Origin of the sequence: Tolumonas lignilytica (genome assembly GCF_000527035.1) — a bacterium.
Taxonomy (GTDB): Bacteria; Pseudomonadota; Gammaproteobacteria; order Enterobacterales; family Aeromonadaceae; genus Tolumonas; species Tolumonas lignilytica.
Genome location: NZ_AZUK01000001.1, coordinates 2162710 through 2189485, shown reverse-complemented (window position 1 = coordinate 2189485; position 26776 = coordinate 2162710). Strand labels below are relative to the sequence as shown.

Here is a 26776-nt window from a genome sequence, read left to right as displayed (position 1 = left end):
GTAGCGAAACATGCACAGTGACAACTGGATCATCGATGTTGAGGGACTAAATAAAAGCTTCGGCACTAAGTTGGTGGTCGATAACTTATCCATGCAGGTGCGCCGAGGGGAGATTTATGGTTTTCTCGGCCCCAATGGCAGTGGCAAAACCACATCGATCCGAATGATGTGCGGTTTGCTGACACCGGATAGTGGCTCAGGCCATACCCTCGGTTATGACATCACCCGGCAGGCAACAGAGATCAAACGTCATGTGGGTTACATGACGCAACGCTTCGGGCTGTATGACGATTTGAGCCTGCGGGAAAATCTTGATTTCATCGCCCGGATTTATGGTATGCCGGATCGCAAACCGCGCGTGAAACAGGCGCTGGAACGGCTGGGATTGGTCGCCCGCCAGCATCAGTTAGCCGGCACCTTGTCGGGCGGCTGGAAACAGCGTCTGGCTCTGGCTGCCTGCATGTTGCATAACCCGCAGTTGCTGTTGCTGGATGAACCCACGGCGGGTGTTGATCCCAAAGCGCGCCGTGATTTCTGGGATGAAATTCATCAACTGGCCGAAGAGGGAATGACCGTGCTGGTTTCAACGCATTACATGGATGAGGCCGAACGCTGCCACCGGCTGGGCTATATCGCCTATGGCAAACTGCTGGCCTGTGGGACACCCAAAGAGTTGATCCAGCAAAGCCAGTTTACCACCTGGCAAGTCGAAGGGGCCGTGGATGCGCTCGTTCCGCTGTTAAAGGATCATCCGGCCGTGGCCCTGATCACCCGTTTTGGTAACAGCCTGCATATTAACGGCTTGGATGCCGGGGCATTGACGAACGTCTTGGCGCCGTTCCAGCAACAGCCGGATCTGCATTGGCAGCTCATCACGCCACAACTGGAAGATGTGTTTATCCACCTGATGCAACAAAGTCAGGATAATTTCCGTTAGAGGTGCTTATGAATCAGTTATTAAGCTGGCACCGATTGCTGGCTGTGATCGCCAAAGAATTTATTCAGCTTCGTCGTGACCGCCTCACCTTTGCCATGATGCTGGGGATCCCGCTGATCCAGCTCATTCTGTTCGGTTATGCCATCAATGGCGATCCGAAACACCTGCCTACCGTGGTCGTGGCACATGAACAGACGGCCTTTACGCGGGCAATGGTGCAGAGTTTGGAAAACAGCGGCTATTTCGAGCTGGTCGCCACCGACCTGGGGGATGCCGAGGCGGATCGCTGGTTGGAACAAGGCGATGCCCAATTTGCCCTGATCATTCCGGCAGGATTCAGTAAAAAATTGCAACGTGGTGAACGGCCACAATTACTGGTGGCAGCAGATGCGACCGATCCCTCGGCGACCGCCAATGCCATTGGTGCCCTGCAACAACTGAGTCAGCAATGGCTGCAACATGAACTAACCGGCCCCTTAAACCATCTGCAGGCCACATCCCAACCTTACGATCTGGTCATCCAGCGACGATTCAACCCGGAAGGATTGACGCAATACAATATTGTACCCGGCCTGATGGGCGTGATCCTCACCATGACGATGATCATGATGACGGCACTGGCGGTCACGCGTGAAGTGGAACGCGGCACCATGGAAAATTTGCTGGCCACACCGGTGCGTCCGCTGGAAGTGATGCTGGGGAAAATCCTGCCCTATGTTTTGATTGGTTTTGTGCAGGTTGCCGTGATCCTGATTGCGGCTGAACTCTTATTTGCCGTGCCATTTGTCGGTTCGGCGCTGTGGTTATTGCTCGGCATTCTGGTCTTTATTGCCGCCAACCTCAGTGTCGGTATCACCATCTCCAGCGTGGCCCGCAATCAGACGCAGGCGATGCAGATGACCTTTTTCTTTTTCCTGCCATCAATGCTGTTGTCCGGTTTCATGTTCCCCTTTCGGGGGATGCCGGTCTGGGCACAGAAAATCGGGGAAATTTTACCGCTGACGCATTTTATTCGCCTGATCCGCGGGATCATGCTGAAAGGAAATAGCGCGATTGAAATGTGGCCGCATCTGTGGCCTTTGTTGCTCTTTTTATGCACTATGTTGTGTGTGGGGGTATTACGCTTCCGTAAAACACTCGATTAGTTTTTCTACATGCTGGCATAATAACAATAGACTCAGGCTTGTCTGCAATATCACCTGTCCACTCAACTCATGCCGGGTCACTCAACTGGAGTGTATGTTCCGATGAAAAAATCGCTATTGTCTGTTTTGATCCTGCTGGGGCTTTCGCCCTGGGCCTCGGCGGAAAGCCTGCTGGACATTTATCATCAGGCACAGGAAAAAGATCCACAGTTACAGGAAACCCTGGCGCAGCGTAACGCCGCCTTTGAGAAAATCAACGAATCTGATGCTGCCAAACTGCCACAAATCAACCTCAACGCCTCCACCGGCTATCAGAAATCCAACGACAACGATGCCTATACCGAGAACACGCGTGGCGCTGGGATCTCGCTGACGCAAGCCCTGTTTCGCGAACCGGTGTGGATGAACGCCGACATCACCAGCAAACAAGCCATGGCCAGTGATGTTTCGCTGAGTTTAGAAAAGCAAAATCTGATCTTCCGTACCGCACAAGCCTATTTCAGCGTGCTGGCCGCGCAGGATGCGCTGGAATACACCACCGCCAATGAAAAGGCGCTGCAACGCCAGTTGGACGAAACCCAGCAGCGTTTCAATGTTGGCATGACGGCGATTACCGATGTACAGGAAGCCAAAGCCGCCCATGATCTGGCCGTTGCAGACAGCATCACGGCGCAGAACACGCTTGCCAACAGTTATGAAGCGTTACGCCAACTGACCGGTAACGAGCACAAGTTTCTGGATGTGCTGAATACCGAACGTTTCAGCCCCAGCCCGATGGCACAGAGTGCCGACCAATGGCTGAAACAGGCGCAGGATCATAGCCTAGCATTAAACCAGTTACGGATTGCCAAAGACATTGCCCGGCAGCAGATCGATCTGGCCAAAACCGGACACCTGCCCACGCTGGATCTGAAACTCGGTGCCAATTCCAATTACACCAATTACCAGGTCAACTCGGTATCCAAACAAGATGGAACGGTGAATGAAGGCACCATTGGCCTGCAATTTAACCTGCCGCTCTATTCCGGTGGTGCCACTCAGTCACAGGTCAAACAAGCCCAGTTTAACTATGTGGCTGCCAGTGAAAATCTGGAAAAAACCTACCGCAGCATGCAGGCCGATTTATATAAGAACTATAACAATGTGTTTGCCAGCATAGGTACGATTAAAGCCTATCAGCAATCGGTGGTTTCGGCAGACAGTGCCCTGACCGCGACCCAGGCGGGTTATCAGGTTGGCACTCGCACTATTGTGGATGTGCTGAATGCGACCAGTAAGCTCTATTCCGCCAAACAGTTGTTATCGAATGCACGATACAGCTACATTCTGAATACCATACAACTGAAACAAACTGCCGGGGTCTTGTCTGAGCAGGATCTGCTGGATATCAATAATGGCTTGATTAGCCAGAAAAAATAGACTATTCGCCCCGGTTATGCCGGGGCAAAAAGGGTTAGCGAAACTCGAACTGTTCGTAGTGTAGCTGTGACGACGGAACATGGGTCAACAGCATGTCCCGCATACCTTTCGGCCCACAAAACCAGAGCTGGGTGTCTTCATCCACATCCAGACGGGACGCATCCAGAAAACCATCAATTTGCCGGTCAATAATGGTCACTTTAACCCCGGTGAGCTTTGAGAGTTGCTGTAACCGTTCTGCGAATAAAATTTCCTGCTGGCTGTTCACACAATAGTACAGATGCGCCCCCGGACGCCGTTCATCTTCCGCTACCAGCCCTTCCAGCCAGGCCATAAACGGCGTGATCCCAATACCCCCGGCGATCCAATACTGCTGCGAACCGGAAGGCGGTAAGACAAAGCGACCGTAAGGGCCTTCCACCGTGACCGTATCCCCGACCTGAACTTGTTGAGCCAGCTGGCGGGTATAATCACCCAGCGCCTTGATAGCAAAGATAATGCTGCCATTTTGAATATCTTCTCGCACAATCGTAAACGGATGTGCTCCCTCTTCCTGATGCAAGGTGAGTAAAGCAAATTGCCCCGGCAGATACTCATCATGAAAGTCAGTCGGTAATGCCACTTCCAGCTCCAGCACATTCCCGGCATGCTGTCTGAGCGCCATGATGTTGCCCTGATAACGCTGCAGACGGCCGCTCTGACCAAAGAGACTCCATAACGCCGCCAGTGATCCCAGCCCGCCAGCAGCCAGTGTCAATAAACCGAAAGGTGCCCAGCGTGTCACATCTGGTAACAAATAAATGCTGTGAAAGGCGGCCAGCAGGAACAGAATGGCCCCGACTTTATGGATCTGACGAAAACGCCCGTAAGGCAATATCTTGACCAGACTGATGATCAAAAACAGGATCAGGGCATAGAAACAATATTCTCCCGCCTCTTTCGCAACCCCTCTTAATGCATCAGCACCCGGTACATGCGGAGCTCTGGCACCTAAATCCAGCAGACCGGCCTCAACCAGCCAGCGGGGCGATTTGGTCAACAACCAGTGCAACAACACCATGCTGCCTGCCGTGATCCCACTCCATTTATGTAGCTGATAGAGATGATCTAATCCGCCTAGTCGCTGTTCCAGCCAGTGCGGACGCAAGGCCATCAGCATTAAGGCACCCATCAAGGCTATCGCCAAAATCCCCGTCAACTGAATACCCTGATTACGCCAGAACATAAATCCCTGTTGCAGTGCATCGGCAGGTAAGGTCAGCCCCCAGCAGACAAGGGAAAGAATAAGCAGTGAAATAAGATAGCGCATACAAAGACATCCCGTTTAGTTTGGATATCTTTAAGTAAAACGGAAAGACGTGGCAAAGCTGTGCCACAAGTGTGACAAAATGCAACGCCCAACCGTGGAACCGGCTGGGCGTTGGGAGAGATTACTTACATTCGCGTTCGATGATCGTTTTCACAATATTGCTGGTTGAACAACCATCTTCAAAGTGCAGCACCCGCACTTCACCGCCATTGGCAGTCACTTCCGCATAACCGGCAATCGCTTCCGGCTGGTAATCGCCACCTTTCACCAGCAGATCGGGCAGGATCTCGCCGATCACCCGTTGAGGTGTGTCTTCACTGAACGGTACCACCCAGTCGACCGAATCCAGCGCAGCCAGTACGGCCATACGCTGATCTTCCGGCACGATCGGACGCTTCTCGCCTTTCAGACGACGCACCGAATCATCGGTGTTCACCGCCACAATCAGGCGATCGCCCAGCTTGTGCGCCGCTTTCAGATAAGAGACATGGCCGGCATGCAGAATATCGAAACAGCCGTTGGTCATGACGATCTTCTCACCGCGACGACGGGCCGCCATGACTGCCGTTTTCAGTTCCGCTTCGCTCATGACGCCGAAGGCCTGCTCAATACTGCTGTGTTCGTGCAGGGCCTGCGCCAGCTCCTGCGGGCTCACCGTCGAGGTGCCCAGTTTCGCCACCACCACGCCGGCCGCACTGTTGGCGATCGCACAGGCTTCTTCCAGCGATTTACCAGCCGATAAGGCGGTCGCCAGTGCCCCAACCACGGTGTCACCGGCACCGGTGACGTCAAACACTTCACGGGCTTGCGTGCGCAGCGCTAACACCGCACCACCACGGCGTACCAGTAACATGCCGTTTTCGGAACGGGTCACCAGCAGGGCTTCCAGATCCAGTTCATCCAGCAACCTTTTGGCTTTTTCAATCAGATCGTCTTCATTTTTGACTTTGCCGACGATCGTCTCAAATTCCAGCATGTTGGGCTTGATCAGCGTCGCCCCGCGGTATTTTTCAAAACTGTCGCCTTTGGGATCAATCAGCACCGGCACCTTGTGTTTCCGCGCCAGCTGAATGATGTCACGCACGCACGTCAGCGCACCTTTGGCATAATCGGACAGGATCAGCACATCATAATCCGGCAAGGCGGCATCCAGCTTGGCCAGCAAAGGCGCCGGATCCGCCGTTGCAAACGAATCTTCAAAATCGAGGCGGATCAACTGCTGATTACCACTGAGAATGCGCAGTTTGGTGATGGTTGGCAGATCGGCCACTTTCACCAGATCGGCACCGACCCGATGACTGGCCAGTTTCGCCGCCAGACAATCTGCCGCTTCATCTTGTCCGACAAAGCCCAGCAGGGTTGTCTTACCACCGAGCGCCGCGACGTTTAACGCCACGTTCGCCGCGCCGCCTGGACGATCTTCATTCTTTTCGACCTTGACGACCGGGACCGGCGCTTCCGGTGAAATGCGACGGGTCGGGCCACTCCAGTAGCGGTCCAGCATAATGTCACCCACTACCAGTACGCGGGCCGCCGAAAAATCAGGTAAGGTAATACGCATAGTCATGATGTTCACTCAATACTGACTCGGAATGGCGCGCAGTCTATCACAGCCCGGATGACGATTCGCCACCTTGACAGCCATTTGCTAAACTGGCGGTGTTTTTTCTGTCTTTAACCTAATTTTCTGGTCTCCTGCCATGCAAGCTACACAGTTACCCGATACAAAACCTCGTCTGACAACCGGTATGTTTCATCCCCGTTACTGGCCGCAATGGTTTGGACAAGCTGTGTTATGGCTGATCGTGCAGTTGCCCTACCCGGTGCTGATGCAGCTTGGCGCGGCGCTGGGCTGGCTGTCGATGAAGATCCTGCCCCGCCGGGTGGCGATTGCGCGCAAAAACCTGCAACTGGCGTTTCCTGAGTGGGATGAGGTCACACGTGAGCAGCAGATCCGTGAAAATTTTGCCAATGTGGGACGGGCCATCTTTGAAACAGGCATGGCCTGGTTCTGGTCGGATCGCCGGATCCGCAGCATCATGCAGGTAGTTGGTGCCGAGCATGTCGAACAGGCAGTCGCTCAGAAACAGGGCATGTTGCTGTTATCCGCCCATTTCATGACCTTGGAACTCAATGCCCGCATGTTCGGGCTGCTGCGGCCCGGTGTCGGTGTCTATCGTCCGAATACCAACCCGGTGCTGGAATACGCGCAGTATCATGGCCGCTGTAAAAGTAACAAATATCTGGTCAACCGGCTGGATGTGAAAGGCATGATCAAGGCCCTGCGTCAGGGCGAAGCGTTGTGGTATGCACCGGATCATGACTACGGCCATCATGCCAGCGTGTTTGTGCCGTTTCTGGGCGTCTGTGATGCTGCCACCATTACCGGCACGGCAACGCTGGCCCGGGTAAAAAATACGGTGGTCTTGCCTTGTTACAACATCCGTCTGCCCCGTGGCGGCTATCAGCTCATCATCGAGGCCCCGCTGCAGAATTACCCGACCGGTGATGACATCCAGGATGCCACACTCAGCAATCAGGTACTGGAAACCGCGGTGCGCAAAGCCCCAGCGCAATATATGTGGATGCACCGGCGCTTCAAATCCCGCCCGGATGGTTCCCAGTTTTTATATAAACCGGGCGAGGAACGCTGAAACTCTACCCCTGATGCTGCCGCAGCAGGCTATGCTGACTCCGGCGGTGTCTGGTTTTCCCTCAAGAGCCTGTTTTGATTTTTCCGGTTGCGGCGAGTATGGTAGGCACACTCGCCGCAGATCAGGAGCCCTGATGTACTATCACCAATACTATCCCATCGATGTCGTCAATGGCCCAGGCACCCGCTGTACCTTGTTTGTTTCCGGTTGTGAACATCAGTGCCGGGGCTGCTATAACCAGTCCACCTGGCGTGCAGATTCCGGTCACCTTTTCACAGAAGAGATGGCCGATCGCATCATCGCCGATTTGAACGACAGCAAGATCAAGCGTCGCGGCATCACCCTCTCGGGTGGCGATCCGTTGCATCCGGCCAATCAGGCCGACATTCTCGCCTTAGTGCAACGCATTCGAGCGGAATGCCCCGGCAAAGATATCTGGATGTGGACCGGCTATCTGCTGGCCGAACTCACCCCAGCCCAGCAAGAGATCGTAGCCCTGATTGATGTGTTGGTGGATGGCAAGTTTGTGCAGGAACTGGCGGATCCGTCTTTATTGTGGCGCGGCAGCAGCAATCAGGTGATTCATTACCTTACGCAACCTGTTGAATAATCATTATTTATTCCCATCTAAACGAGACTGATTGCGATAAATTCCAGCCTCGTACCACGGCAGCGCATTTTTGGTGTTGCCGCTCCCGCTCATCAAGTTTTTTTTGCATGAATATGAGAATTATACGGCTTGATCCGCGTTTTTATTCACAGTGAATTACTGCCTAGTCAAAGGTACTCAATAGAGAATCTTCCACCCCGTAAAAAAAGGTTTATCGCGGGAACAATACGCATAAAATACGCCGCGATCAGGCAGGCGCAACAGGGATACTGCCATGCTGCTGACACGAACGCGCCTGATACTGCACTGTGATTATCATTGATTTTTACTGAGGAAATGCCATGGCAAACTGGTCCTGTCAGGACGCCCTGAAAATGTACAATGTCCCATACTGGGGCGCAGGCTTTTTCAATATCGATGCACTGGGTCGCGTGGTGGTTACCCCTGACAAAACCCGTCTGGACTGCAAAATTGCGTTGATCGATATTATCGAACAGTTGCGCGCACAAGGTTACGCCGCCCCGGTGTTACTGCGTTTCCCGGATATCATCAAAACCCGGATCCATGCGCTGTTTGGCGCCTTTGAACAGGCCATTCAGAGTTACGGTTATAAAGGCCGTTACCAGTGCGTCTACCCAATCAAAGTGAACCAGCAGAATCAGGTGATTGAATCCGTCACCCGCGCCTTTGCCGATAAACCGGCACTGGGGCTCGAAGCCGGTTCCAAGCCGGAATTGCTGGCGGTATTGTCGCATCATCATGATCAGGGCTCGGTGATCGTCTGTAACGGCTATAAAGACCGCGAATACGTGCGTCATGCCCTGCTGGGTTCCCTGCTCGGTCACCATGTCTATATTGTGGTGGAAAAACCGTCAGAACTGGAGCTGATCCTGGATGAAGCCGCCCGTCTGAACATTTCCCCTCGTATCGGGGTGCGCGCGCGTCTGGCCTCACAGGGTTCTGGCAAATGGCAATCCAGTGGTGGTGAAAAATCTAAATTTGGTCTGAACGCTGCCCAAATTCTGCGTCTGGTCGAACGCCTGCGTGAAGCCGGTAAACTCGACTGCCTGCAACTGGTGCATTTCCACTTAGGTTCGCAGATCGCCAATATCCGTGATATTCAGGGCGGGATCCGCGAATGTGGTCGTTTCTACGCTGAACTGCGCCGCCTCGGTGCCAACATCGACGTGGTTGACGTCGGCGGTGGTCTGGGTGTCGATTACGAAGGTTCACGTTCACAAAGCCACTGCTCGGCCAACTACAACCTGCGTGAATACGCCAACAATGTGGTCTGGGGGATCGGTGATGTCTGTGAAGAGTTCGGTCTGCCGCATCCGATGATCATCAGTGAATCCGGTCGTGCCATTACGGCCCATCACGCCGTGCTGATCTCCAATATCGTTGGCATGGAAAGCCAGTTGCCGACCTCGCTGCCGGATGCACCGGAAAGCGATGCCCCCCTGTTGCTGCAAAACATGTGGGATAGCTGGAAAGAACTGCATGAGAAAGAAGATCCGGGCCTGTTGGAAATTTTCCATGACTCGGTCTCCGATCTGGCCGATGTACATACTCAATACACGCTGGGCCTGCTGACGCTGCAACAGCGGGCCTGGGCGGAAGATTTGCACCTGAATCTGAGCCTGAAGCTGAAGACGATGCTCGATCCGGTCAACCGCATGCACCGCAATCTGCAGGATGAACTGAACGAGAAACTGGCCGACAAATGCTTCGTCAACTTCTCACTGTTCCAGTCACTGCCGGATGCCTGGGGGATTGACCAGATCTTCCCAATCATGCCGCTGAGCGGGCTGGATCAACAGCCAAGCCGCCGTGGCGTGATCATGGACATCACCTGTGATTCTGATGGCACCATCAAAGAGTATGTCGATGGTGTGGGTATCGAAAACACCCTGCCAATGCCAGATGTACGCCCGGATGAAACCAGTTATATGGGCTTCTTCCTGGTCGGTGCCTATCAGGAAATTCTGGGCGATCTGCACAACCTGTTTGGCGATACGCACAGTGCCGAAGTGTGCCTGAACGATGATGGTGAACCGGTGATCACCAATATCATCAAAGGGGATAACGTCGACAACCTGCTGCGCTATGTGAACATCGATACTTCAGTGATCCGCCGCGATTACCAGAAGCTGGTCGCACACCCGTCACTCAGCGAAGAAACCCGCAAAGAACTGCTGGAAGAGCTGGAAGCCGGTCTGCAGGGCTATGCCTATCTCGAAGATGAATAAGTCTCTCTCATAAGCAAAAGGGTTCGCACTGCGAACCCTTTTTATTTGGCTGGAAACCAGACTCACGATTACATCTGATAGCTGAAATCGACGTAATAGCTGCGTTCTGGGGTCGCATACCCGTTGGCCAGCACATAATCCTTGTTAAACAGGTTATCGATCCGGCCACCGATCCGCAGCTTAGGCAGCACATGATAACCAGCCGCAGTATCCCACAGCGCATATGGCGCCAGACGGGTTGATCCATCCAGACGTTCGCTTTGATACTGGCCGGTTAACGAGGCGTCCCATTTGTCCCAGTTGGCAGAGCCGGTCCATTTGTAGTTGCGTCTGGCCCGACGGATCAACTGTTCATCGGTACTCAAATCACGGGCATCTTTGAAGTCGGCACTGAGTTTATGGGTCAGCCAGCCTGTTGCAAATTCCGCTTCAAGTTCCACACCTTTAATGCGGGCACGTCCGACATTTTCTGGGAACCACATCGCATACGGATCGGACGGATCAGAACTGGCCCACTGGATCATATCCTCAAGGTCATTGCGGTATGCAGTGACACGCCACAAGACGTCATGGGTGTTGCCATCCAAGGCAATCTCACTGTTTCTTGATGTTTCCGGTTTCAGATTAGGTGAGACGGAATACGGCGTATAAAGATCGTTGAAGGTTGGTGCCCGGAACGCAGTACCGTGACGTGCACTCAGACGATACTGCGGCAGGAAATTCCAGCCCAAGCCCGCCTGCCAGGTGTTATGCCGACCATATTGCTGATTATCATCGGTACGGCCGCTGAGTTCCCCCAGCCATTGCGCCCAGTGATATTGTGATAAGGCATAGACACCGACGTTATTCCGGCCTTTATCCTGATCGAAGAAGGCACTGCCAGATGACTGAGAACCCGCCAACAGCACATCACGATGCCAGTCAATGCCGCCGCCCACTGACCAGGGGTCGGTCACCTGATAATTGTTTAACCAGCTGATCTGATACTGGTGGGTTTGATAAACCGAATTCGCCTGTTCACGTGAGATGGTGTCCGGATAGTAATACATATTGTCGTTGATCAGACTGGTATTGAGCTCCGTCTGATAGCGATCTTGTTTGTACTTACTGCCTAGCTGGTAGTTGGTGGTTTCATCCCAGGTTTCATCCCGTTCATGATGGCCGGTATAAGAGCCATCACTCTGAGAAGTATTGCGGGCCCAGTGCAGCGCACCATAGACATTCGTGCTATCCGTGACCTGATTCTGATAGTCCAGCATGGCGTTATTACCCAGAAAGCCATGCTTGTCACCATCATTCACACCCGCGATCGGATGCGAATTATAGCCATCTTCGGTTTCATATCCGGCCGCCAGCTTCAGATGCTGTTGCGACGTCATATCAAATGAACTGCTACCGTTCAGATTCTGATAATCGCGGGAACCGGCACTGCCATTGATGGTCTGTTTATTCTGACCGGTGGTGCCACGGGTAATAATATTGATGACGCCACCAATCGCATCCGCCCCATAAATCGATGCTTGAGCACCACGAACGTATTCGATCCGCTCCACCTGATTCAGCGGAATAGTGCTGAAATCCGAACCGCCATTGGTAGCACTGTTAATGCGAACCCCATCCATCAACACCAGCGTTTCTGCTGAGGTGGTGCCTCGCACCAAGACCGAAGATTGTTGGCCTCGACCACCGTTGGAGATCAGCTCGGCACCCGGTAAGGTTTTAATGACATCGGCCAGTGAACGGGCATGTAACTGTTCAATGTCTTTGCGGGTAATAATGTTGACCGGCGCTAATACTGACGCGGTAGGTTCAGCAAAGCGGGTGGCGGTAACCGTGATCGGCAGGCTGGTAGAGTCTTCGGCATAGGCCGGCGCAGCAATAACCAGCGCCGACAGCACAGAGGCCGTCAGTTGTTTTGACATTTGGGCAATCCCTAATTTCGCGTAGTGGTCCCTAATTGTCATATCGGATGATATGACCCAGATTTTGCTCTGGCAGGTCTTCGGGCTGAGGGGCCAACATTCCTACGGCGAAGGCTTCCCACCGGATGGCAGTGCCTGAACAGATGTTCGTTCGCTTTCGTTCCCCAATACCGCTGCGCGACAGCTCCGGATTTACACCGGATTCCCTTTTAAGCAGATGATTGCGCCAGAGAGCGCGAATTATAGAGAGCCGGCCTTGGGGTGTATAGTTGGAATTTACAAACGCCTAACAAAAAATGGCGGTACGCTGCCGTATCCGCCATCACAAACTGAGTAAACCTTTGTTAAATCAAGTGGCCGTACGATCCGGCTCGGAAGTTGTCGTCTGCCCGCTCTGGAGCCCCGTCATGACCTGCTGCATATATTGGTTAAAACTGACAAACTGACCAATTTGTGCATTCGACTGCTCTGGATGTTGCTTTTGGGCCACCCAACCCTGTAACTGGCTCTGGGCATCGGGTGTCAGCGAACCCGACATCTGGTCAAACAAGGCCTGCAGCTGTTTCAGATAGTCGTTCAGTTTGCCAAAGACATCCGGCAATGAGGTGGCTGTCGGCGGCTGATCGGCCGACGTTTTATTGTCGGTGGAGCTACTGGCAGCAGGCGTGGTCGAACTACTGCTCTGGTCCGCAGTCGGGCTGCCCGCGGTTGACGTGCCCGTATTTCCGGCCCAACCCAGTGCCTGTTGCTGATAGAGATTCAGCGACAAGCTAGACAGATCACTACCGCCGAGATCCAATTGCTTGGCCTGCTGCAAGGCATCACTGATATTGCCGTTAAAGAAGCTGTCCGACAACGAACCAACTTTGTTCACCATATCCGAGATCGATTTCAACTCACTGCTGTTGAGATCCCCTTCCACCTTGAAACTGAACTGGGCGGTGTGGCTATAAAAGACGGAACCGGAAGTAGTGCCGGCATTGGTCGTGTCCGTTGGTTTGGCACTGCTATTACTGCCAGAGAGTTGACCATATGTCTGAATGGCTTTTTTCGCCAGACCGCTACTCTGTTGCTGACGCCATAGCTGCTGATCATCAAACTGAATGGTGACTTTATCACCCTCTTTGGTGGTCAGTTCCAGCGTCGCAGATTCCTGCCCCATAAACGCGGCCAGAATCGAATTGCCAATCTCTTTGGGCGTTTTCACCTGCGCAGCAGATGTTGTATCGGTCGTCGCTGGTGTGGTGGTCGAAGCCGTGTTGGTAGCCGTGGCCGCATCCGCCGTGGTGGCGTCAGTGGTTGTCGCCGTATTACTGCCATCGGCAGGCGTACCAAATAATTCCTTCTCGAAATCGGTCATCCCTTTCTGGATCAGGTTGTAGCTTTTATCAATACCCTCTTTGAGCGGATCGGTCAGTAATCCATTCTTGTCCAGCTCTTTGCGCGCATCGCTGAAGCCTTGGTCTATGCCTTTATAGGCCTGATCCAGCATGCTTTTCAGCTTGTCATTATTTTCACCCGCCTGCTGGTGCGCACGGATAGTGTTGGTGACAAAGGACAAAACGTTCTCCGCCACTTTTTTATAATCAAACAGAGAGCCGTCTGTGCTGGACGTGGCAGCATTGCTATCGTCTTTCTGGCTGACGTTATAGCGCTTGCCACCGATGGTCAGCGACTGGGACAGGGAAAACTGGATGATCCGGTTACCCAGCTGCGCCGGGTTGCTTAACGAAACGGCATCGCCGGGCGCGGTGGACGAACCGCTATTTTTACTGCTCTGACGTTGCATGTTCTTCAGCAAACTTTGTAACGCAGAGTTATTTACCTGATCTAATTTCATGATCATCTCCGAAACCGATTACACGCACGGTTATCTGTATATCGGCCTGACTGAACAAAACTTAAGCAGAAAAACTGGACATCGACGCACAACTGCATACAATTTCCGCCCTTCCTGTAGTGACGGAGTTCAACATGACACATGCGGCGCATTCTGATGCCCTTTACCAGCAACAATTGCATGAAAAGCAGCAACGCCTGACGCAATTACTGGCTCCTTTTCAGGCTCCGATGCCCGATGTATTTGCCTCTGCCCCTACCCATTACCGCATGCGTGCGGAATTTCGCATCTGGCATGAAGGGGATGAACTGTTTTATGTCATGTTCAACAGCGAGACCAAGCAACGCTATTACGTGCAGAGCTTTCCAACCGGTAGCTTTTTGATTAACCAGCTCATGCCGCGCCTGCAGGCATTGCTGCAAGCCAGTCACACCCTTAAGCATAAGTTGTTTCAGGTTGATTTTCTGACGACGTTAAGTGGCGAAGCCCTAATTAGCCTGCTTTATCACAAAACCCTGAACGACGAATGGCAGCCAGCCGCCCGAGAATTACGCCAGACCTTACGCAACGAATTCGGTGAAATCGATATTGTGGGGCGTGCGCATAAGCAAAAAATCGTTCTGGAGCGGGAATATGTGCTGGAGCGCCTGCAAGTCGGCGAGCAAACGCTGGAATACATGCAGGTAGAAAACAGCTTTACTCAGCCCAATGCCGAAATGAATCAGCATATGCTTGGCTGGGCCTTGGATGTCACCGCTGGTTGTCAGGGCGACTTGCTGGAGCTGTATTGTGGCAACGGCAACTTCTCGCTGGCACTGGCAAAAAACTTTAACCGGGTGCTGGCCACCGAGATCGCCAAATCATCGGTCAATGCCGCACAACATAACATTGCCGTGAACCAGATTGATAACGTACAAATTCTGCATATGTCCGCCGAGGAATTTACCCAGGCCATGAACGGAGTGCGTGAATTTAACCGCCTGAAAGGGATCGATCTGCACAGCTACCAATGCAATACGATTCTGGTTGATCCACCACGCGCCGGATTAGACCCAGCGACACTGGCGATGATTCAGGAATATGAACAAATTCTCTATATCTCCTGCAATCCACAAACCCTGTGCGATAACCTGAACACCCTGTGTCAGACCCATGCGATCAAACGCTGTGCCTTGTTTGATCAATTCCCATTCACGCATCACATGGAATCCGGTGTCTGGTTGGTGCGAAAATAAACCGATACCCAAACTGAATCCGAGACAGCACATCATGAAAAACGCCTATCAAAAAACCCTTTGCCGGCTGGTTTTCTTGCTGTCTCTGTGTCCTGTCATGGTCTTTGCCACGCTGACAACGGAAGACGTGGCTGCCACCTTCCGTTCGGCACAACAGGGCGATATCAACTCTCAATACAATGTGGGTTTGATGTATGAGAATGGACAGGGTGTGTCGCAAAATTTTCAGCAGGCTGCCGAGTGGTACCACAAAGCCGCAGAACAAGGCCATGCCAAGGCACAGTTTAATCTCGGTTTTCTCTACGATAATGGCATCGGTGTCAGTCAGAATTTCCAGCAAGCGGCCTATTGGTATGCACAAGCAGCCCGACAGGGCGATCCTTATGCCCAATATAATCTGGGATTAATGTACGACAGCGGGCAAGGAGTGGCGCCTGATCCCAAGCAGGCGGTCGACTGGCTGACCAAAGCGGCCCGGCAAGGACATGCAGCAGCCCAGTTCACCTTAGGCCAAATGCTGGCACAAGGCCGTGGCAGCCCGCAGGATCTCCCGGAAGCTATCAAGTGGTATCAGAAAGCCGCTAGCGTCAATGATATGAACGCGCAGTTTGCCTTAGGCATGCTGTATCAGAAAGGCAGCGGTGTCGGCAAAGATCTTTCAAAATCTGCCGAATACCTTGAAAAGGCCGCCACACAAGGACTGATGGCCGCACAATTTAATCTGGCTTTGATGTATCAGGCGGGTTCTGGTGTCAAAAAAGATCTGGTGCAGGCCGCTAAATGGATGCAGAAAGCGGCAGAGCAAGGAAATTACGAAGCACAGTGCAACTTGGGTGTGATGTATGCCAAAGGGGAAGGTGTACCGACCAATGCGGTTCAGGCTTATGCCTGGTTAGCGGTTTCAGCCGTCAACGGCAATCCACAAGCTGCCGTCAATAAAGCACAGGTCGCCGCACATTTAACACCGGCCCAACAGGCTGACGCAGAATCACTGGCACTGCGCTACTTCACGCAATATCAAAAACCACAGGCTCAGTAACAGATAACAAAACGGCATGCTGATCAACCGGCATGCCGTTTCTCCTCACGTTAAATCAATGGATTTCAATTTCCAGTGGTTTATCGCCCGCCGGTGTACTCTTCAGCATATGCACATACAACATGCCATCACTGAAATTAGCGGTGATATTTTCCGCCTTAACATCGTCCGGTAACGTGAAACTCCGACTGAAACTACCATAGTAACGTTCGATACGATGGTGTTTTTCATCGCTCTTTTCCATCTTACGTTCGCCGGTAATTGTCAGCGTACCATGACTGATCTGCAGCTTAATGGCTTCACGTGGAATTTCAGGAATTTCGACTTTGAGCTGATACTCTTTTTCATCTTCCACAATATCCACGGCAGGAACCCATTCACTGCCGCCAGTCATTGATTCCCGGCCCCAGAAAGGAACAGGGAAAGAGCGCTGATAATTATGGAAAATATCGTCAAGGTCACGGAACGGGTTCCATTTTTCGAGACGCATATAAACCTCCTTATGGCGCAGGTGGATCACTCAGACAACGATCACGCCTATTATTTATATAGGTCTATTTGCGTAAATTTCAAGCATCTCATGACGCGTTTTTTATACCAGCGAGACCCCGTGTCGCAGCAACCCTACCGCGATCAACCACATGATGCTGCCCACCACCACATCAATACATTGTTGCACTCTGACTCGCTGCAGTTGCGGTGCCAGCCAGCTTGCCAACAGTGCCAAACCAAAAAACCAGAGCAAGGAGGCAGACACACTGCCCAGAGCAAAACTGAACTGCTGACTGCGGGGATATTGCCCAGAGACGGCCCCTTGAATCATCACGGTATCCAGATAGACATGTGGATTCAAAAGAGTAACAGCCATCGTCATGGCCACGGCTCTGGTGCGGCTCATCCCTCCCTGCCATGCCAGCGTTTGTGCACTGCCACGCCATGCCCGGGATAAACTGCCCCAGCCATAGCGCAGCAAAAATGCCGCTCCACCAAGAGACAGCATCAATTGCAACCCATGCGATTGTGCAATGATCTTGCCTGCCCCTCCGACGCCCAGCGTGATCAGCACGGCATCGGCCAGAAAACAGAGTCCGGCCACTAACATGGCATGATTACGCCGGATACCACGCTCCAACACAAACGCATTCTGTGCACCGATGGGAATAATCAAACTGGCTCCGACCAGCATGCCCTGAAGATAAATAGCGCCGTTAATCATGTCTGCGTCCATTCCTTATTTTTAAACTGGCAGCAGCATAAGAACAGGTTAGACTTAAGTAAAATTCATGATTCTTATATAAGATAAGAAAAATTAATGAACCATCTCGATTATAAATTATTGCAGGCACTCGATGTGGTGCTACGGGAACAGAGCTTTGAGCGTGCCGCCAATCAACTTCATTTGACGCAATCGGCCGTCTCGCAACGAATAAAACAGTTAGAGTTGCAGGTCGCGCAACCGGTCCTGATCCGCAGTCAGCCCCTGCAACTGACCGATATGGGACAACTGTTGCTGACGCATTATCAGCAAGTGCAACAACTGGAGCGGGAGTTGTTGCCGCACCTCTCCCCCAATATGCCAGCCAAACCCCTGCCAGTGACTATCGCAACTAATGCCGACAGTCTGGCCACCTGGCTGATTCCGGCACTCACGCCCCTGCTGCAACCGGGCCTGATCGAGCTGAATCTACTGATTGAAGATGAGAACCGAACCATCGAACGTCTGCGCCACGGCGAAGCCTTTGGCGCTATTACGACACAAGCGGAGGCGCTGCCGGGTTGTCAGTCTGAATTGCTGGGCTATATGGATTATGTATTAACGGCATCATCTGGTTTTATCCGGCAATACTTCCCGGATGGTCTGACGGAGCAGGCTCTGCGTAAAGCACCTGGGGTGGCCTTTGATCAGCGCGATGACATGCATATCAGTTTTATCGAACAGCATTTTGGCTTACCACCGGGCAGTTATCCCTGCCATACCGTGCGTTCCTCAGAAGCCTTTGTGGCTTTGGCCAAGGCCGGTGCGGCTTATTGCCTGATCCCGAAACTGCAAATCAGCCGGGAACTGGAAAGTGGCGAACTCATCGAACTGATGCCGGAAACACCGTTACGCGAACGCGGTCTTTATTGGCAACGCTGGGCTTTAGAGCGAGGAATGTATCGCCAGATATCGCAACGCTTGTTAACCTGGAGCAATCAAAGTTTGCCCCAGCAATAAAAACGAGGGGCAAATTCCCATGGCATTACGTATCAACTTAGTAGCATCCCTGATTCAATTGTTTGATAATCAAACAATCATGCCGACACAACAATAAAGAAGGATGGGATATGTCTTTACGCTTCTCGATAACCGGCAGCTTCATTTTCTATGCATTATTACAACTTCCGGCATTCGCCTGCAGCGATGACAGTTGTTATCCCACCTGGAATCTGACCCGAGATCAGTTGGACACCTGCAACAATACTCCGTTCCTTTCACCAGCCAATGACAGCCGGATCAACTTACAATTATTGCTTGCAGATCAACATCATAGTCAAATTTCCGTTCCCACCCGCGACAATTACTATAAAGAACAGGGCTACGCACTCATCCCCTTTCCCGTCGATCTGGAAGACGATGCTGACCAGAATGACGACACCAACGCAACGGAATCGGCCGCCGAAAACACACCACTGCTGACACAGGCAATCCAGTTGGGGGTCAACAAAACCACTGCCCAGAGTTTATTAGCGCAAGAATCAACCTGGGATGGCAGTCGCTGTGCATCCAATAATCCGCAAACAGCGCTCACTTATCTGCAACAGTTAGCGCATACCAGCGATATCCCCGCTGCAGAAAAGCAAACGCTGGCGCAAAGCCGTCTGGCTATCCTGCAAAGCTGCGATGGCGACGCAACCCAACAGTCAGCCCTGTTGCCTGACAATATCCAATCTGCCTCTGGTCAGCTGTTTTCAGATTATCTGCAAGGCGCACTGGCGTTTTATAACGGTGACTTTACCCAGGCTATCGCCACTTTCAATGCTCTCAGCGTTGCTTCCCAGCCTTGGTTAAAAGAAACGGCACTCTACATGAAGGGTCGTGTGTTCCTGAATGACGCCCAACAAAACGCGTTTGATGATATGGGTTTTCCCAACAATGAAAAGGTCGATCTTGCTACTTTGCAGGCCGCAGAATCCGCGTTCAACAGCTATCTGACAGAATATCCTCACGGACAATATAAAGCCTCTGCGCAGGGGTTGTTACGACGCATTTACTGGCTCACCAACGATCAAAAACGTCTGGCTCAAGCCTATGCCTATTGGTTTGAGCATCCGATGAGTGACAGCAATATCAGCAATAACCAGTTGATTCAGGAAATTGACAATAAGCTGCTGCTCTCTTACAGCGACACCAGCAACATCGACGATCCCCAATTGCTGTCCATTATTGATCTCATGCTGATGCGCCGTCGCAGCGATAACGACAGTCGGCCACCATTTACGTTATCGGAACTGCAATCGCAGCAAAACAAATTTGCCAAGCAACCAGAACTGTACACTTATCTGCTCGGTGCCTATTCCCTGTATGTGGAAAAAGATGCCGACAAAACCCTCAACATACTGCCAGAGCTCAAAGCCGGACAACCGCTGGATTATCTGCACTTCAGCCAGCAGACCCTGCGCGGTTTAGCACTGGAAAACAAAGAACAATGGACCCAAGCCGAGCAGTTATGGCTGAAATTGTTAGCGCAGGTAAAAGAGCCACTCCAGCATCAGCAGTTGGAACTGGCTTTAGCCATGAACTACGAACGGAATCAAAAACTGGAACAAGTTTTTGCTCATAATTCGCCGATCAAAACGGCGATGATCCGTGAGATCTTGTTACGGAATATTGCGGCACCCAAGTTGCTGCGCCAACAGATCGTCCATCCGCTCTCGTCACAGGAACATGACATTGCTCTGTTCACGTTACTGTATAAAGATCTGACGCATGGCCTGTATGCTGATTTTCTGCAAGACGTCAAATCACTACCGGAGAAAGCCAGTTCTGAACCTTTGTTCATGGGCGTCACCTATAGTACAGATCAAGCCTTGGCGCTCTTCCAGTGGGATGGCAAAAATGCGACGGACTATCAATGTCCGGCCTTAACTGCCGTGGTGCAAACCCTGCAGGATGACAAAACCAATCCTCGGGCCCTGAACTGTTTGGGCGAATTTATTCTCCGTCAGGGTTTAGATGATTTCCCGCTGAATACCCAGCCCGACAGCCATGAACTCGGTGGCACCGAAAGTTTCTTCCCCGGGAAACCATTTTCACGACTGGATGGTTATCTGCAAATCATCGCCCAAAAACAGCCGTTACACGAAGATAAAGCGTATGCCCTTTATCGTGCCATCAATTGCTTTGCACCCAGTGGCTATAACAGTTGCGGTGCGCAAGAGATCGCCGTCGATCAGCGAAAACAGTGGTTCCATACGTTGAAATCGCAATTTGGCGATACCCGCTGGGCTAAGCAACTGAAATACTACTGGTAATGCGCCAGATCCTTTTTTGGATTAGCCTCATTGCTGGCATCACATCGATGCCAGCCTCTGCCAACGTCGATGCCTCAGACTATCACGCATTCTGGTTATGGAGTGCGGTGCGGCCACAGCCCGTGTTGGCGCAAGCCGATACGCTTTATATTCTGCAGGGGCAAATCAGTTCGGGGCGAAGAGAAAGTCAGTTTATTCCCCAAGGTATTCCGGTGCCCCGGTTACGTCATGGCCGGGTCTGGCTCACTTACCGGGTAGAAACATTAAACTGGCCTGATGCCATCTATCAGCAGGTCATACAGCAGATACACCGCTGGAAGCGGGCCGGTAACGCGGTAGTCGGCATTCAGATTGACTTCGATGCCCGCACCTTACGCTTGGCGGAATACACCGCGTTTCTTCAGCAATTACGCCAGCATCTGCCTTCTGAATATGCACTGAGTATTACCGGGTTACTCGACTGGAGTAATCACACCTCTCCCGAACAGGTCAACCAGCTACGTCAGGTGGTTGATGAGGTCGTGATACAAACCTACCAGGGCCGACATACCATCAGGAATTACACCGACTATCTGCCACGTCTGGCTCGGTTACAAATCCCCTTTAAGATCGGGTTAGTGCAGCACGGTGAGTGGCAGGCCCCGGACTCTCTGGCGAAAACCCGCTATTTTCGCGGTTACGTTGTTTTTTTACTTAATCAATGATGTCTCAGACCGCAAAGCCGTGTCTTCTTTAAGATGACGAAGTAACAGCAACAACGCCGCCACACTGCGCGCCTCATGAAATTGCGGGTGTTCCAATAACGCGTCCGCCTCTTGCAATGGCCAAGGGATCACCTCCAACGGCTCCGGTTCATCACCCACCAGTTGTTGCGGATACAAATCCTTGGCAAGAAAGATAGCCATGCGGGCATTCATAAAGCCTGGTGCCAATGATACTTGCTTCAGAAACGTTAATTGCCGGGATGCCATACCAATCTCTTCCTGCAATTCCCGGTTGGCCGCATCCGCATCTGTCTCACCGGCATCCACCAGTCCTTTAGGAAATCCGATTTCATAAGAGTGCGTACCGGCAGCATACTCACGAATTAGCAGCAGAGTGTCGTTATTCAATATCGGCACGATCATCACGGCATGGCGGTTACCACCCGGAATGCGCTCATAAACCCGCTCTTCCCCGTTACTGAAGCGTAGTTGCAAAGCCTCGACGCGGAACAGACGACTTTGCGCCACAACATCCCGTTGTATGATTTCCGGTAAAGCTCGTTCGGCATTAATTGGCTTTTCTGACATGAAAACCACACAATGTTAACAAATAGTAACAACAGTATATCTGTCTCGGTTAACACTGTCTTTGTCAAGATTCCGTGAATTGTGTAATGATTTGCAGATGTATTCTTACTAATAGTTGTATCAGTCGGTATCACATAGCAGAATGTTATTCCCTTAGGGAAAACTATTATAAAAAAAGAGAATGGCAATGCGGTTACTGACTATCCGAGACTGGTTTTTAAGTGAAAACGGGCTAAATACGATCCAGCGTATGGCAGTCTTGTTTTTCTTATTAGGCTGCAGTTACCAATTGGCACAACTGACGTGGCATTTACTGCCGCTCCCGCAAACCACCACACCACTTTCGCCTGCCTCGTCATCGGTCAACTCGCGCAATGAACCGCAAGATAACCAACAGCGATTGGTTGCCATTCGCAATGCAGCATTGTTTGGTGTAGCTCAGTTAACCAGCAACAAAGCTGTTCAGACCGATGCCCCCAAGAGTCGTTTAAATGCACAACTGACCGGGATCATGGCCAGCAGTATTCCCAGCCGTTCCATTGCGATCATCGCCCGCAACAACCAGCAACAAAGTTATCAGATTGGTGATGTGATCCAGGGAACTGACGCTCGTATTGATCAGATCTTGCCAGACCGGGTGATTATTACACGTCAGCAACAGCAAGAAGCGTTACTGTTGGATGAAAATGCCTCAGCCACAACCGCTTCCTCATCTGCCGTATCTGCGCCTGCATCAATATCAGATGTCCGCCAGCAACTTTTAAAAAATCCAGGACAGCTCCTCGACTATCTGAGTATCACGCCAGTCAGAGAAAACAATCAATTGAAAGGTTATCGTTTAAATCCTGGGCATCATTCAGACATATTTAACCAATCTGGCTTGCAGCCGAATGATTTAGCCATCAGTATCAACGGATTAGATCTGCGAAATAGCAGTGAAGCCGCTCAGGCGATGCAGCAATTAACACATATGAGCGAAATGAATATCACTGTCGAACGCAACGGCATTGATCAGGATGTTTATATTAATCTGGCGCAACCATAAGCACGTGGAGTGAATGATTTAAATGAAGCAATTTATCAAACGAAGCTTGGTGATTAGCTGTCTCTGCACCCAGCTCACACTCCCGTCAGTTAGTGCTGCTGAATATACAGCGAGCTTTAAAGGCACCGATATTCAGGAATTTATTAATACCGTCGGCAAAAATCTCAATAAAACTATTATTGTCGATCCGGCAGTGCGGGGCACGGTCAACGTCCGCAGTTATGATTTACTCAATGATGAGCAGTATTATCAGTTCTTCCTGAGCGTACTGGATGTCTACGGTTTTGCGGTCGTTCCCATGCCAGATGGCATCCTGAAAGTCGTAAAATCCGCCACGGCCAAAACCGCAGCTATTCCCGTCGCTGACGACAGTAAACCAGGCAGCGGTGATGAAATGGTGACCCGAGTCGTCCCGGTTCACAACGTGTCTGTTCGAGAACTGGCACCACTACTGCGTCAGCTCAATGACAATGCAGGCAGTGGTAATGTCGTACATTACGAACCCTCCAACGTCTTGTTATTGACCGGTCGCGCCGCTGTCGTTAACCGCTTGGTAGATATCGTGCATCGCGTCGACAAAGTCGGTGATGAAAAAGTCGATGTGATCAAACTGAAATATGCTTCAGCCAGTGAAATGGTGCGATTAATTACCGCATTGAATAAGAACGATAAAAATAACCTGACCAATGTCCTGACCCCCAAAGTTGTCGCCGATGAGCGTACCAATTCGGTTATCATCAGCGGTGAAACCCAGAGCCGACAACGTATCGTCAACATCATCCGTCAACTGGACCGCGAGCAGCAGAATCAGGGCAATACACGCGTGTTTTATTTAAAATATGCCAAGGCCAAAAATCTGGTTGATGTATTAAGTGGAACCAGTAAAACCATTCAAAGTGAAAAAAATGGCAGTTCCTCAGCCATGAACACCAGTACAGCCGGTTCATCTACCGGAGGCAGTTCTGGCAGTGCTGCGTTTAATGGCAAAGATCTCAGCATTGTCGCCGATGAACAAACCAATGCCCTGGTCATCACCGCGCAGCCGGATATCATGCAGGAACTGGAGCGTATTATTGCCAAGCTGGATATCCGTCGGGCACAAGTCTTAGTCGAAGCCGTCATCGTCGAAGTTCAAGACGGTGACGCCCTGAATTTTGGCGTACAGTGGGCTAACAGGAACGGCGGCGGAACACAATTCGTAGGAACCGGGCTTCCATCTACGACCGTTGCGCAAGCCGCGCTCGATTACAAAAAAAATGGCACGCTGTCCAGCAACACAACAAACGCTTTGAGCAGCTTTAACGGAATGGCTGCCGGCTTCTATTCCGGCGACTGGGCCGGACTGGTCACTGCGCTATCCAGTAACACCAAGAGTAATATTCTGGCCACGCCGAGTATTGTCACACTGGATAATAAAGAAGCCGCCTTTAATGTCGGGCAGGAAGTGCCTGTCGTGACCGGCAGCCAATCCAGCACCACCGGCAGTGTGTATAACACTGTGGAACGGAAAACGGTCGGCACCAAACTCAAAGTCACCCCACAAATCAACGAAGGGGATTCCGTATTACTGGAAATCGAACAGGAAGTCTCCAGTGTTGCCTCATCAACCTCGTCTGATTCCTCTTCTTCCAGTAGCAGCAGCCTGGGCTCTACCTTCAACACACGTACCGTTAAAAATGCGGTGTTGGTGAAAAGCGGCGAAACGGTCGTGCTCGGAGGCTTGCTGAGTAATACCACGACCGAGTCGGTCTATAAGGTGCCGTTACTGGGCGACATCCCGGTGTTGGGTTACCTGTTCCGTTATAACGGCACCACCAAGAGCAAACAGAATCTGATGGTCTTTATCCATCCGACCATTTTACGCGATCCGATCACCTACACCGGTGTATCCAGCAGTAAGTATGATTTGTTCCGAGCTGAACAGCTTTCCCAAGAGGAAGACACCGATCGACTGGCACTGCCGGTAGAGCGTCCGATTTTACCGGCTTACGGCGAGCAACCGACTTTATCGCCGAAAATGAAAGCCATGCTGGAACAGCAACGCCATGAGGCAGGAGTGCAGTAATGTCGGCCGTTATGCCTGAAGGTTCTGCCATTCCGCCACCGCTGTTACGACTGAATTTTGCCTATGCCCGTGACCATGGGGTATTGCTGCAGTGGCAACATGCCGAACCCCTGTTGTACTGCCGCACCGGCGTCAGCGCCCAGACGTTGCAAGAGGTTCGTCGCCTGTTGCGTCAGCCTTTTCAGTTACACTGGCTAGATGCCGATGCGTTTGAACAGCAGTTGACTGAAGATTATCAGCGCGATTCGTCTGAAGCGCGTCAATTGATGGAAAATATAGGGAATGAGGCCGATTTCTTCACCTTGGCCGAAGAATTGCCTAATAACGAAGATCTGCTGGATGCCGATGATGACGCGCCGATCATTCGCTTGATAAATGCCATGCTCAGTGAGGCCATCAAGGCGGAAGCATCTGATATTCATATCGAAACCTTTGAAAAACATCTGGTGATCCGTTTCCGGATCGATGGGGTGCTGCGCGAGATCCTGCGTCCGCAACGTAAACTGGCCTCCTTGCTGGTTTCTCGTATCAAGGTCATGGCCAAACTGGATATTGCAGAAAAACGCGTGCCGCAAGATGGCCGCATCGGCCTGCGAATTGGCGGTCGCGCGGTGGATGTCCGTGTGTCCACGATGCCATCCAGTTACGGTGAACGTGTCGTGTTGCGTTTACTGGATAAAAACAATGTCCGACTGGAACTGAAACAGCTCGGCATGACCGATAGCAACCGTGCACATATTGCGGATCTGATCCGCAAACCGCATGGCATCATTCTGGTGACCGGACCAACCGGTTCTGGTAAATCCACCACCTTGTATGCGGCCTTATCGGAAATCAATACCAAAGATCGTAATATCCTGACGGTTGAAGACCCTATCGAATACGACCTAGAAGGTGTGGGTCAGACGCAAGTAAATCCGAAAGTAGACATGACCTTCGCTCGGGGCTTGCGGGCCATTCTGCGTCAAGACCCGGATGTGGTAATGGTCGGCGAAATTCGCGATTTGGAAACCGCTCAAATTGCCGTACAAGCCTCGCTCACCGGCCATCTGGTGTTGTCAACCTTGCATACCAATACCGCCATTGGTGCGATCACCCGTTTACGTGATATGGGAATTGAACCCTTTTTGCTCTCCACCTCACTGCTGGGGGTACTGGCGCAACGCTTGGTGCGTACGTTATGCCCACACTGTAAAGAGCCTCACCCACTCAGTGAAAGTGATCGACAGCTCTATGAGTTTCCGGCAACGGTGACTCATCTCTTTAAAGCTGTCGGCTGTGAAGCGTGCAACTTCACCGGTTATAAGGGTCGAACCGGTATTTATGAATTGCTGATTGTCGATGAACACATCCGTGAAGCCATTCATGCCGGCGCAGGTGAACAGGAAATTGAGCGTTTGATTCGGTCCCACACACCGAGCATCCGCACCGACGGTTTACAACGTGTCTTACAGGGTGATACCACGCTGGAAGAAGTGTTGCGCGTCACTCGGGAGGATTAAC

21 protein-coding genes and 1 riboswitch are annotated in these 26776 nt (G+C 51.7%); of the genes, 14 read left to right on the top strand and 7 right to left on the bottom strand.

The window, feature by feature from the left end; genetic code table 11:
• Window positions 1-10: 10 nt before the first annotated feature.
• The 3 genes from H027_RS0110245 (at window position 11) to tolC (ending at window position 3501) form a co-directional block, all read left to right on the top strand.
• Entirely contained in the window at window positions 11-937 is a 927-nt protein-coding gene (locus tag H027_RS0110245) for an ABC transporter ATP-binding protein (RefSeq protein WP_024872364.1), read from the top strand.
• 8 nt (window positions 938-945) lie between these two features.
• Window positions 946-2082, top strand: coding sequence for an ABC transporter permease (locus H027_RS0110240; protein ID WP_024872363.1), 1137 nt, complete (start codon window positions 946-948; stop codon window positions 2080-2082).
• Window positions 2083-2184: 102 nt separating this feature from the next.
• Complete coding sequence (tolC, locus tag H027_RS0110235) at window positions 2185-3501, top strand: outer membrane channel protein TolC (RefSeq protein ID WP_024872362.1); 1317 nt, start codon at window positions 2185-2187, stop codon at window positions 3499-3501.
• A gap of 34 nt (window positions 3502-3535) precedes the next feature.
• Here tolC and H027_RS0110230 read toward each other — a convergent pair whose 3' ends face one another.
• On the bottom strand, window positions 3536-4810 hold the full coding sequence (locus H027_RS0110230; RefSeq protein ID WP_024872361.1) for a ferredoxin reductase family protein: 1275 nt from the start codon (window positions 4808-4810) through the stop codon (window positions 3536-3538).
• A gap of 121 nt (window positions 4811-4931) precedes the next feature.
• A complete protein-coding gene (gene hldE / locus H027_RS0110225) occupies window positions 4932-6371 on the bottom strand; it encodes a bifunctional D-glycero-beta-D-manno-heptose-7-phosphate kinase/D-glycero-beta-D-manno-heptose 1-phosphate adenylyltransferase HldE (protein ID WP_024872360.1) in 1440 nt (479 codons plus the stop codon).
• Between the two features lie 139 nt (window positions 6372-6510).
• Between hldE and lpxL the strand changes: the two genes are divergently transcribed.
• From lpxL to speA, 3 genes are all read left to right on the top strand, one after another.
• Entirely contained in the window at window positions 6511-7464 is a 954-nt protein-coding gene (gene lpxL / locus H027_RS0110220; protein ID WP_024872359.1) for an LpxL/LpxP family Kdo(2)-lipid IV(A) lauroyl/palmitoleoyl acyltransferase, read from the top strand.
• 133 nt (window positions 7465-7597) lie between these two features.
• On the top strand, window positions 7598-8074 hold the full coding sequence (gene nrdG, locus H027_RS0110215; RefSeq protein WP_024872358.1) for an anaerobic ribonucleoside-triphosphate reductase-activating protein: 477 nt from the start codon (window positions 7598-7600) through the stop codon (window positions 8072-8074).
• Window positions 8075-8415: 341 nt separating this feature from the next.
• Window positions 8416-10323: a biosynthetic arginine decarboxylase gene (gene speA, locus H027_RS0110210; protein ID WP_024872357.1), complete on the top strand. Its 1908-nt coding sequence runs from the start codon at window positions 8416-8418 to the stop codon at window positions 10321-10323.
• 68 nt (window positions 10324-10391) lie between these two features.
• Here the strand turns inward: speA and H027_RS0110205 are convergent, their stop codons facing one another.
• A complete protein-coding gene (locus H027_RS0110205) occupies window positions 10392-12245 on the bottom strand; it encodes a TonB-dependent receptor domain-containing protein (RefSeq protein WP_024872356.1) in 1854 nt (617 codons plus the stop codon).
• 54 nt (window positions 12246-12299) lie between these two features.
• Window positions 12300-12491, bottom strand: a riboswitch (cobalamin riboswitch).
• Window positions 12492-12594: 103 nt separating this feature from the next.
• Window positions 12595-14085, bottom strand: a complete 1491-nt coding sequence (locus H027_RS0110200) for a DUF5610 domain-containing protein (protein ID WP_024872355.1) — start codon at window positions 14083-14085, stop codon at window positions 12595-12597.
• Window positions 14086-14219: 134 nt separating this feature from the next.
• Between H027_RS0110200 and trmA the strand changes: the two genes are divergently transcribed.
• Both trmA and H027_RS0110190 read left to right on the top strand, forming a co-directional pair.
• On the top strand, window positions 14220-15320 hold the full coding sequence (trmA, locus tag H027_RS0110195) for a tRNA (uridine(54)-C5)-methyltransferase TrmA (RefSeq protein WP_024872354.1): 1101 nt from the start codon (window positions 14220-14222) through the stop codon (window positions 15318-15320).
• A gap of 34 nt (window positions 15321-15354) precedes the next feature.
• Window positions 15355-16359, top strand: a complete 1005-nt coding sequence (locus H027_RS0110190) for a tetratricopeptide repeat protein (protein ID WP_161632454.1) — start codon at window positions 15355-15357, stop codon at window positions 16357-16359.
• 55 nt (window positions 16360-16414) lie between these two features.
• Here the strand turns inward: H027_RS0110190 and H027_RS0110185 are convergent, their stop codons facing one another.
• Together H027_RS0110185 and H027_RS0110180 are read right to left on the bottom strand one after the other, a co-directional pair.
• On the bottom strand, window positions 16415-16849 hold the full coding sequence (locus tag H027_RS0110185) for an Hsp20/alpha crystallin family protein (RefSeq protein ID WP_024872352.1): 435 nt from the start codon (window positions 16847-16849) through the stop codon (window positions 16415-16417).
• Window positions 16850-16951: 102 nt separating this feature from the next.
• Window positions 16952-17575, bottom strand: a complete 624-nt coding sequence (locus H027_RS0110180) for a LysE/ArgO family amino acid transporter (protein ID WP_024872351.1) — start codon at window positions 17573-17575, stop codon at window positions 16952-16954.
• A gap of 96 nt (window positions 17576-17671) precedes the next feature.
• On the opposite strand from H027_RS0110180, the gene H027_RS0110175 reads away from it, so the two are divergent.
• From H027_RS0110175 to H027_RS0110165, 3 genes are all read left to right on the top strand, one after another.
• Window positions 17672-18574 carry a LysR family transcriptional regulator ArgP gene (locus H027_RS0110175; protein WP_024872350.1) on the top strand — a complete coding sequence of 301 codons (903 nt, stop codon included), beginning with the start codon at window positions 17672-17674 and terminating at the stop codon, window positions 18572-18574.
• 110 nt (window positions 18575-18684) lie between these two features.
• Window positions 18685-20871 carry a PA5441 family protein gene (locus H027_RS0110170; RefSeq protein WP_024872349.1) on the top strand — a complete coding sequence of 729 codons (2187 nt, stop codon included), beginning with the start codon at window positions 18685-18687 and terminating at the stop codon, window positions 20869-20871.
• A gap of 47 nt (window positions 20872-20918) precedes the next feature.
• Complete coding sequence (locus tag H027_RS0110165; protein WP_237657941.1) at window positions 20919-21575, top strand: DUF3142 domain-containing protein; 657 nt, start codon at window positions 20919-20921, stop codon at window positions 21573-21575.
• Here the strand turns inward: H027_RS0110165 and nudE are convergent.
• The gene (gene nudE, locus H027_RS0110160; RefSeq protein ID WP_024872347.1) at window positions 21561-22163 is read right to left on the bottom strand and encodes an ADP compounds hydrolase NudE; all 603 of its coding nucleotides are present in this window, start codon (window positions 22161-22163) and stop codon (window positions 21561-21563) included. The genes H027_RS0110165 and nudE overlap by 15 nt on opposite strands.
• A gap of 187 nt (window positions 22164-22350) precedes the next feature.
• Here nudE and gspC point away from each other — a divergent pair, with 187 nt between their 5' ends.
• Genes gspC through gspE form a run of 3 tightly spaced genes read left to right on the top strand, consistent with a single transcriptional unit; the run spans window position 22351 to window position 26775 of the window.
• Window positions 22351-23208 carry a type II secretion system protein GspC gene (gene gspC, locus H027_RS0110155; RefSeq protein WP_024872346.1) on the top strand — a complete coding sequence of 286 codons (858 nt, stop codon included), beginning with the start codon at window positions 22351-22353 and terminating at the stop codon, window positions 23206-23208.
• 22 nt (window positions 23209-23230) lie between these two features.
• Window positions 23231-25273, top strand: coding sequence for a type II secretion system secretin GspD (gspD, locus tag H027_RS0110150; RefSeq protein WP_024872345.1), 2043 nt, complete (start codon window positions 23231-23233; stop codon window positions 25271-25273).
• On the top strand, window positions 25273-26775 hold the full coding sequence (gene gspE / locus H027_RS0110145; protein ID WP_024872344.1) for a type II secretion system ATPase GspE: 1503 nt from the start codon (window positions 25273-25275) through the stop codon (window positions 26773-26775). Before gspD ends, gspE begins: the two co-directional genes overlap by 1 nt.
• Window position 26776: the final 1 nt, after the last annotated feature.

Bases quoted from the DNA above. Each gene is read 5' to 3' on its own strand.
- H027_RS0110165 (WP_237657941.1), top strand. From the start codon at position 20,919: ATGCCAGCCTCTGCCAACGTCGATGCCTCAGACTATCACGCATTCTGG.
- speA (WP_024872357.1), top strand. From the start codon at position 8,416: ATGGCAAACTGGTCCTGTCAGGACGCCCTGAAAATGTACAATGTCCCA.
- H027_RS0110170 (WP_024872349.1), top strand. From the start codon at position 18,685: ATGTCTTTACGCTTCTCGATAACCGGCAGCTTCATTTTCTATGCATTA.
- H027_RS0110245 (WP_024872364.1), top strand. From the start codon at position 11: ATGCACAGTGACAACTGGATCATCGATGTTGAGGGACTAAATAAAAGC.
- nudE (WP_024872347.1), bottom strand. From the start codon at position 22,163: ATGTCAGAAAAGCCAATTAATGCCGAACGAGCTTTACCGGAAATCATA.
- tolC (WP_024872362.1), top strand. From the start codon at position 2,185: ATGAAAAAATCGCTATTGTCTGTTTTGATCCTGCTGGGGCTTTCGCCC.
- gspC (WP_024872346.1), top strand. From the start codon at position 22,351: ATGCGGTTACTGACTATCCGAGACTGGTTTTTAAGTGAAAACGGGCTA.
- H027_RS0110190 (WP_161632454.1), top strand. From the start codon at position 15,355: ATGAAAAACGCCTATCAAAAAACCCTTTGCCGGCTGGTTTTCTTGCTG.
- H027_RS0110180 (WP_024872351.1), bottom strand. From the start codon at position 17,575: ATGATTAACGGCGCTATTTATCTTCAGGGCATGCTGGTCGGAGCCAGT.
- nrdG (WP_024872358.1), top strand. From the start codon at position 7,598: ATGTACTATCACCAATACTATCCCATCGATGTCGTCAATGGCCCAGGC.
- H027_RS0110240 (WP_024872363.1), top strand. From the start codon at position 946: ATGAATCAGTTATTAAGCTGGCACCGATTGCTGGCTGTGATCGCCAAA.
- H027_RS0110230 (WP_024872361.1), bottom strand. From the start codon at position 4,810: ATGCGCTATCTTATTTCACTGCTTATTCTTTCCCTTGTCTGCTGGGGG.
- H027_RS0110200 (WP_024872355.1), bottom strand. From the start codon at position 14,085: ATGAAATTAGATCAGGTAAATAACTCTGCGTTACAAAGTTTGCTGAAG.
- gspD (WP_024872345.1), top strand. From the start codon at position 23,231: ATGAAGCAATTTATCAAACGAAGCTTGGTGATTAGCTGTCTCTGCACC.
- trmA (WP_024872354.1), top strand. From the start codon at position 14,220: ATGACACATGCGGCGCATTCTGATGCCCTTTACCAGCAACAATTGCAT.
- H027_RS0110205 (WP_024872356.1), bottom strand. From the start codon at position 12,245: ATGTCAAAACAACTGACGGCCTCTGTGCTGTCGGCGCTGGTTATTGCT.
- H027_RS0110175 (WP_024872350.1), top strand. From the start codon at position 17,672: ATGAACCATCTCGATTATAAATTATTGCAGGCACTCGATGTGGTGCTA.
- lpxL (WP_024872359.1), top strand. From the start codon at position 6,511: ATGCAAGCTACACAGTTACCCGATACAAAACCTCGTCTGACAACCGGT.
- gspE (WP_024872344.1), top strand. From the start codon at position 25,273: ATGTCGGCCGTTATGCCTGAAGGTTCTGCCATTCCGCCACCGCTGTTA.
- H027_RS0110185 (WP_024872352.1), bottom strand. From the start codon at position 16,849: ATGCGTCTCGAAAAATGGAACCCGTTCCGTGACCTTGACGATATTTTC.
- hldE (WP_024872360.1), bottom strand. From the start codon at position 6,371: ATGCGTATTACCTTACCTGATTTTTCGGCGGCCCGCGTACTGGTAGTG.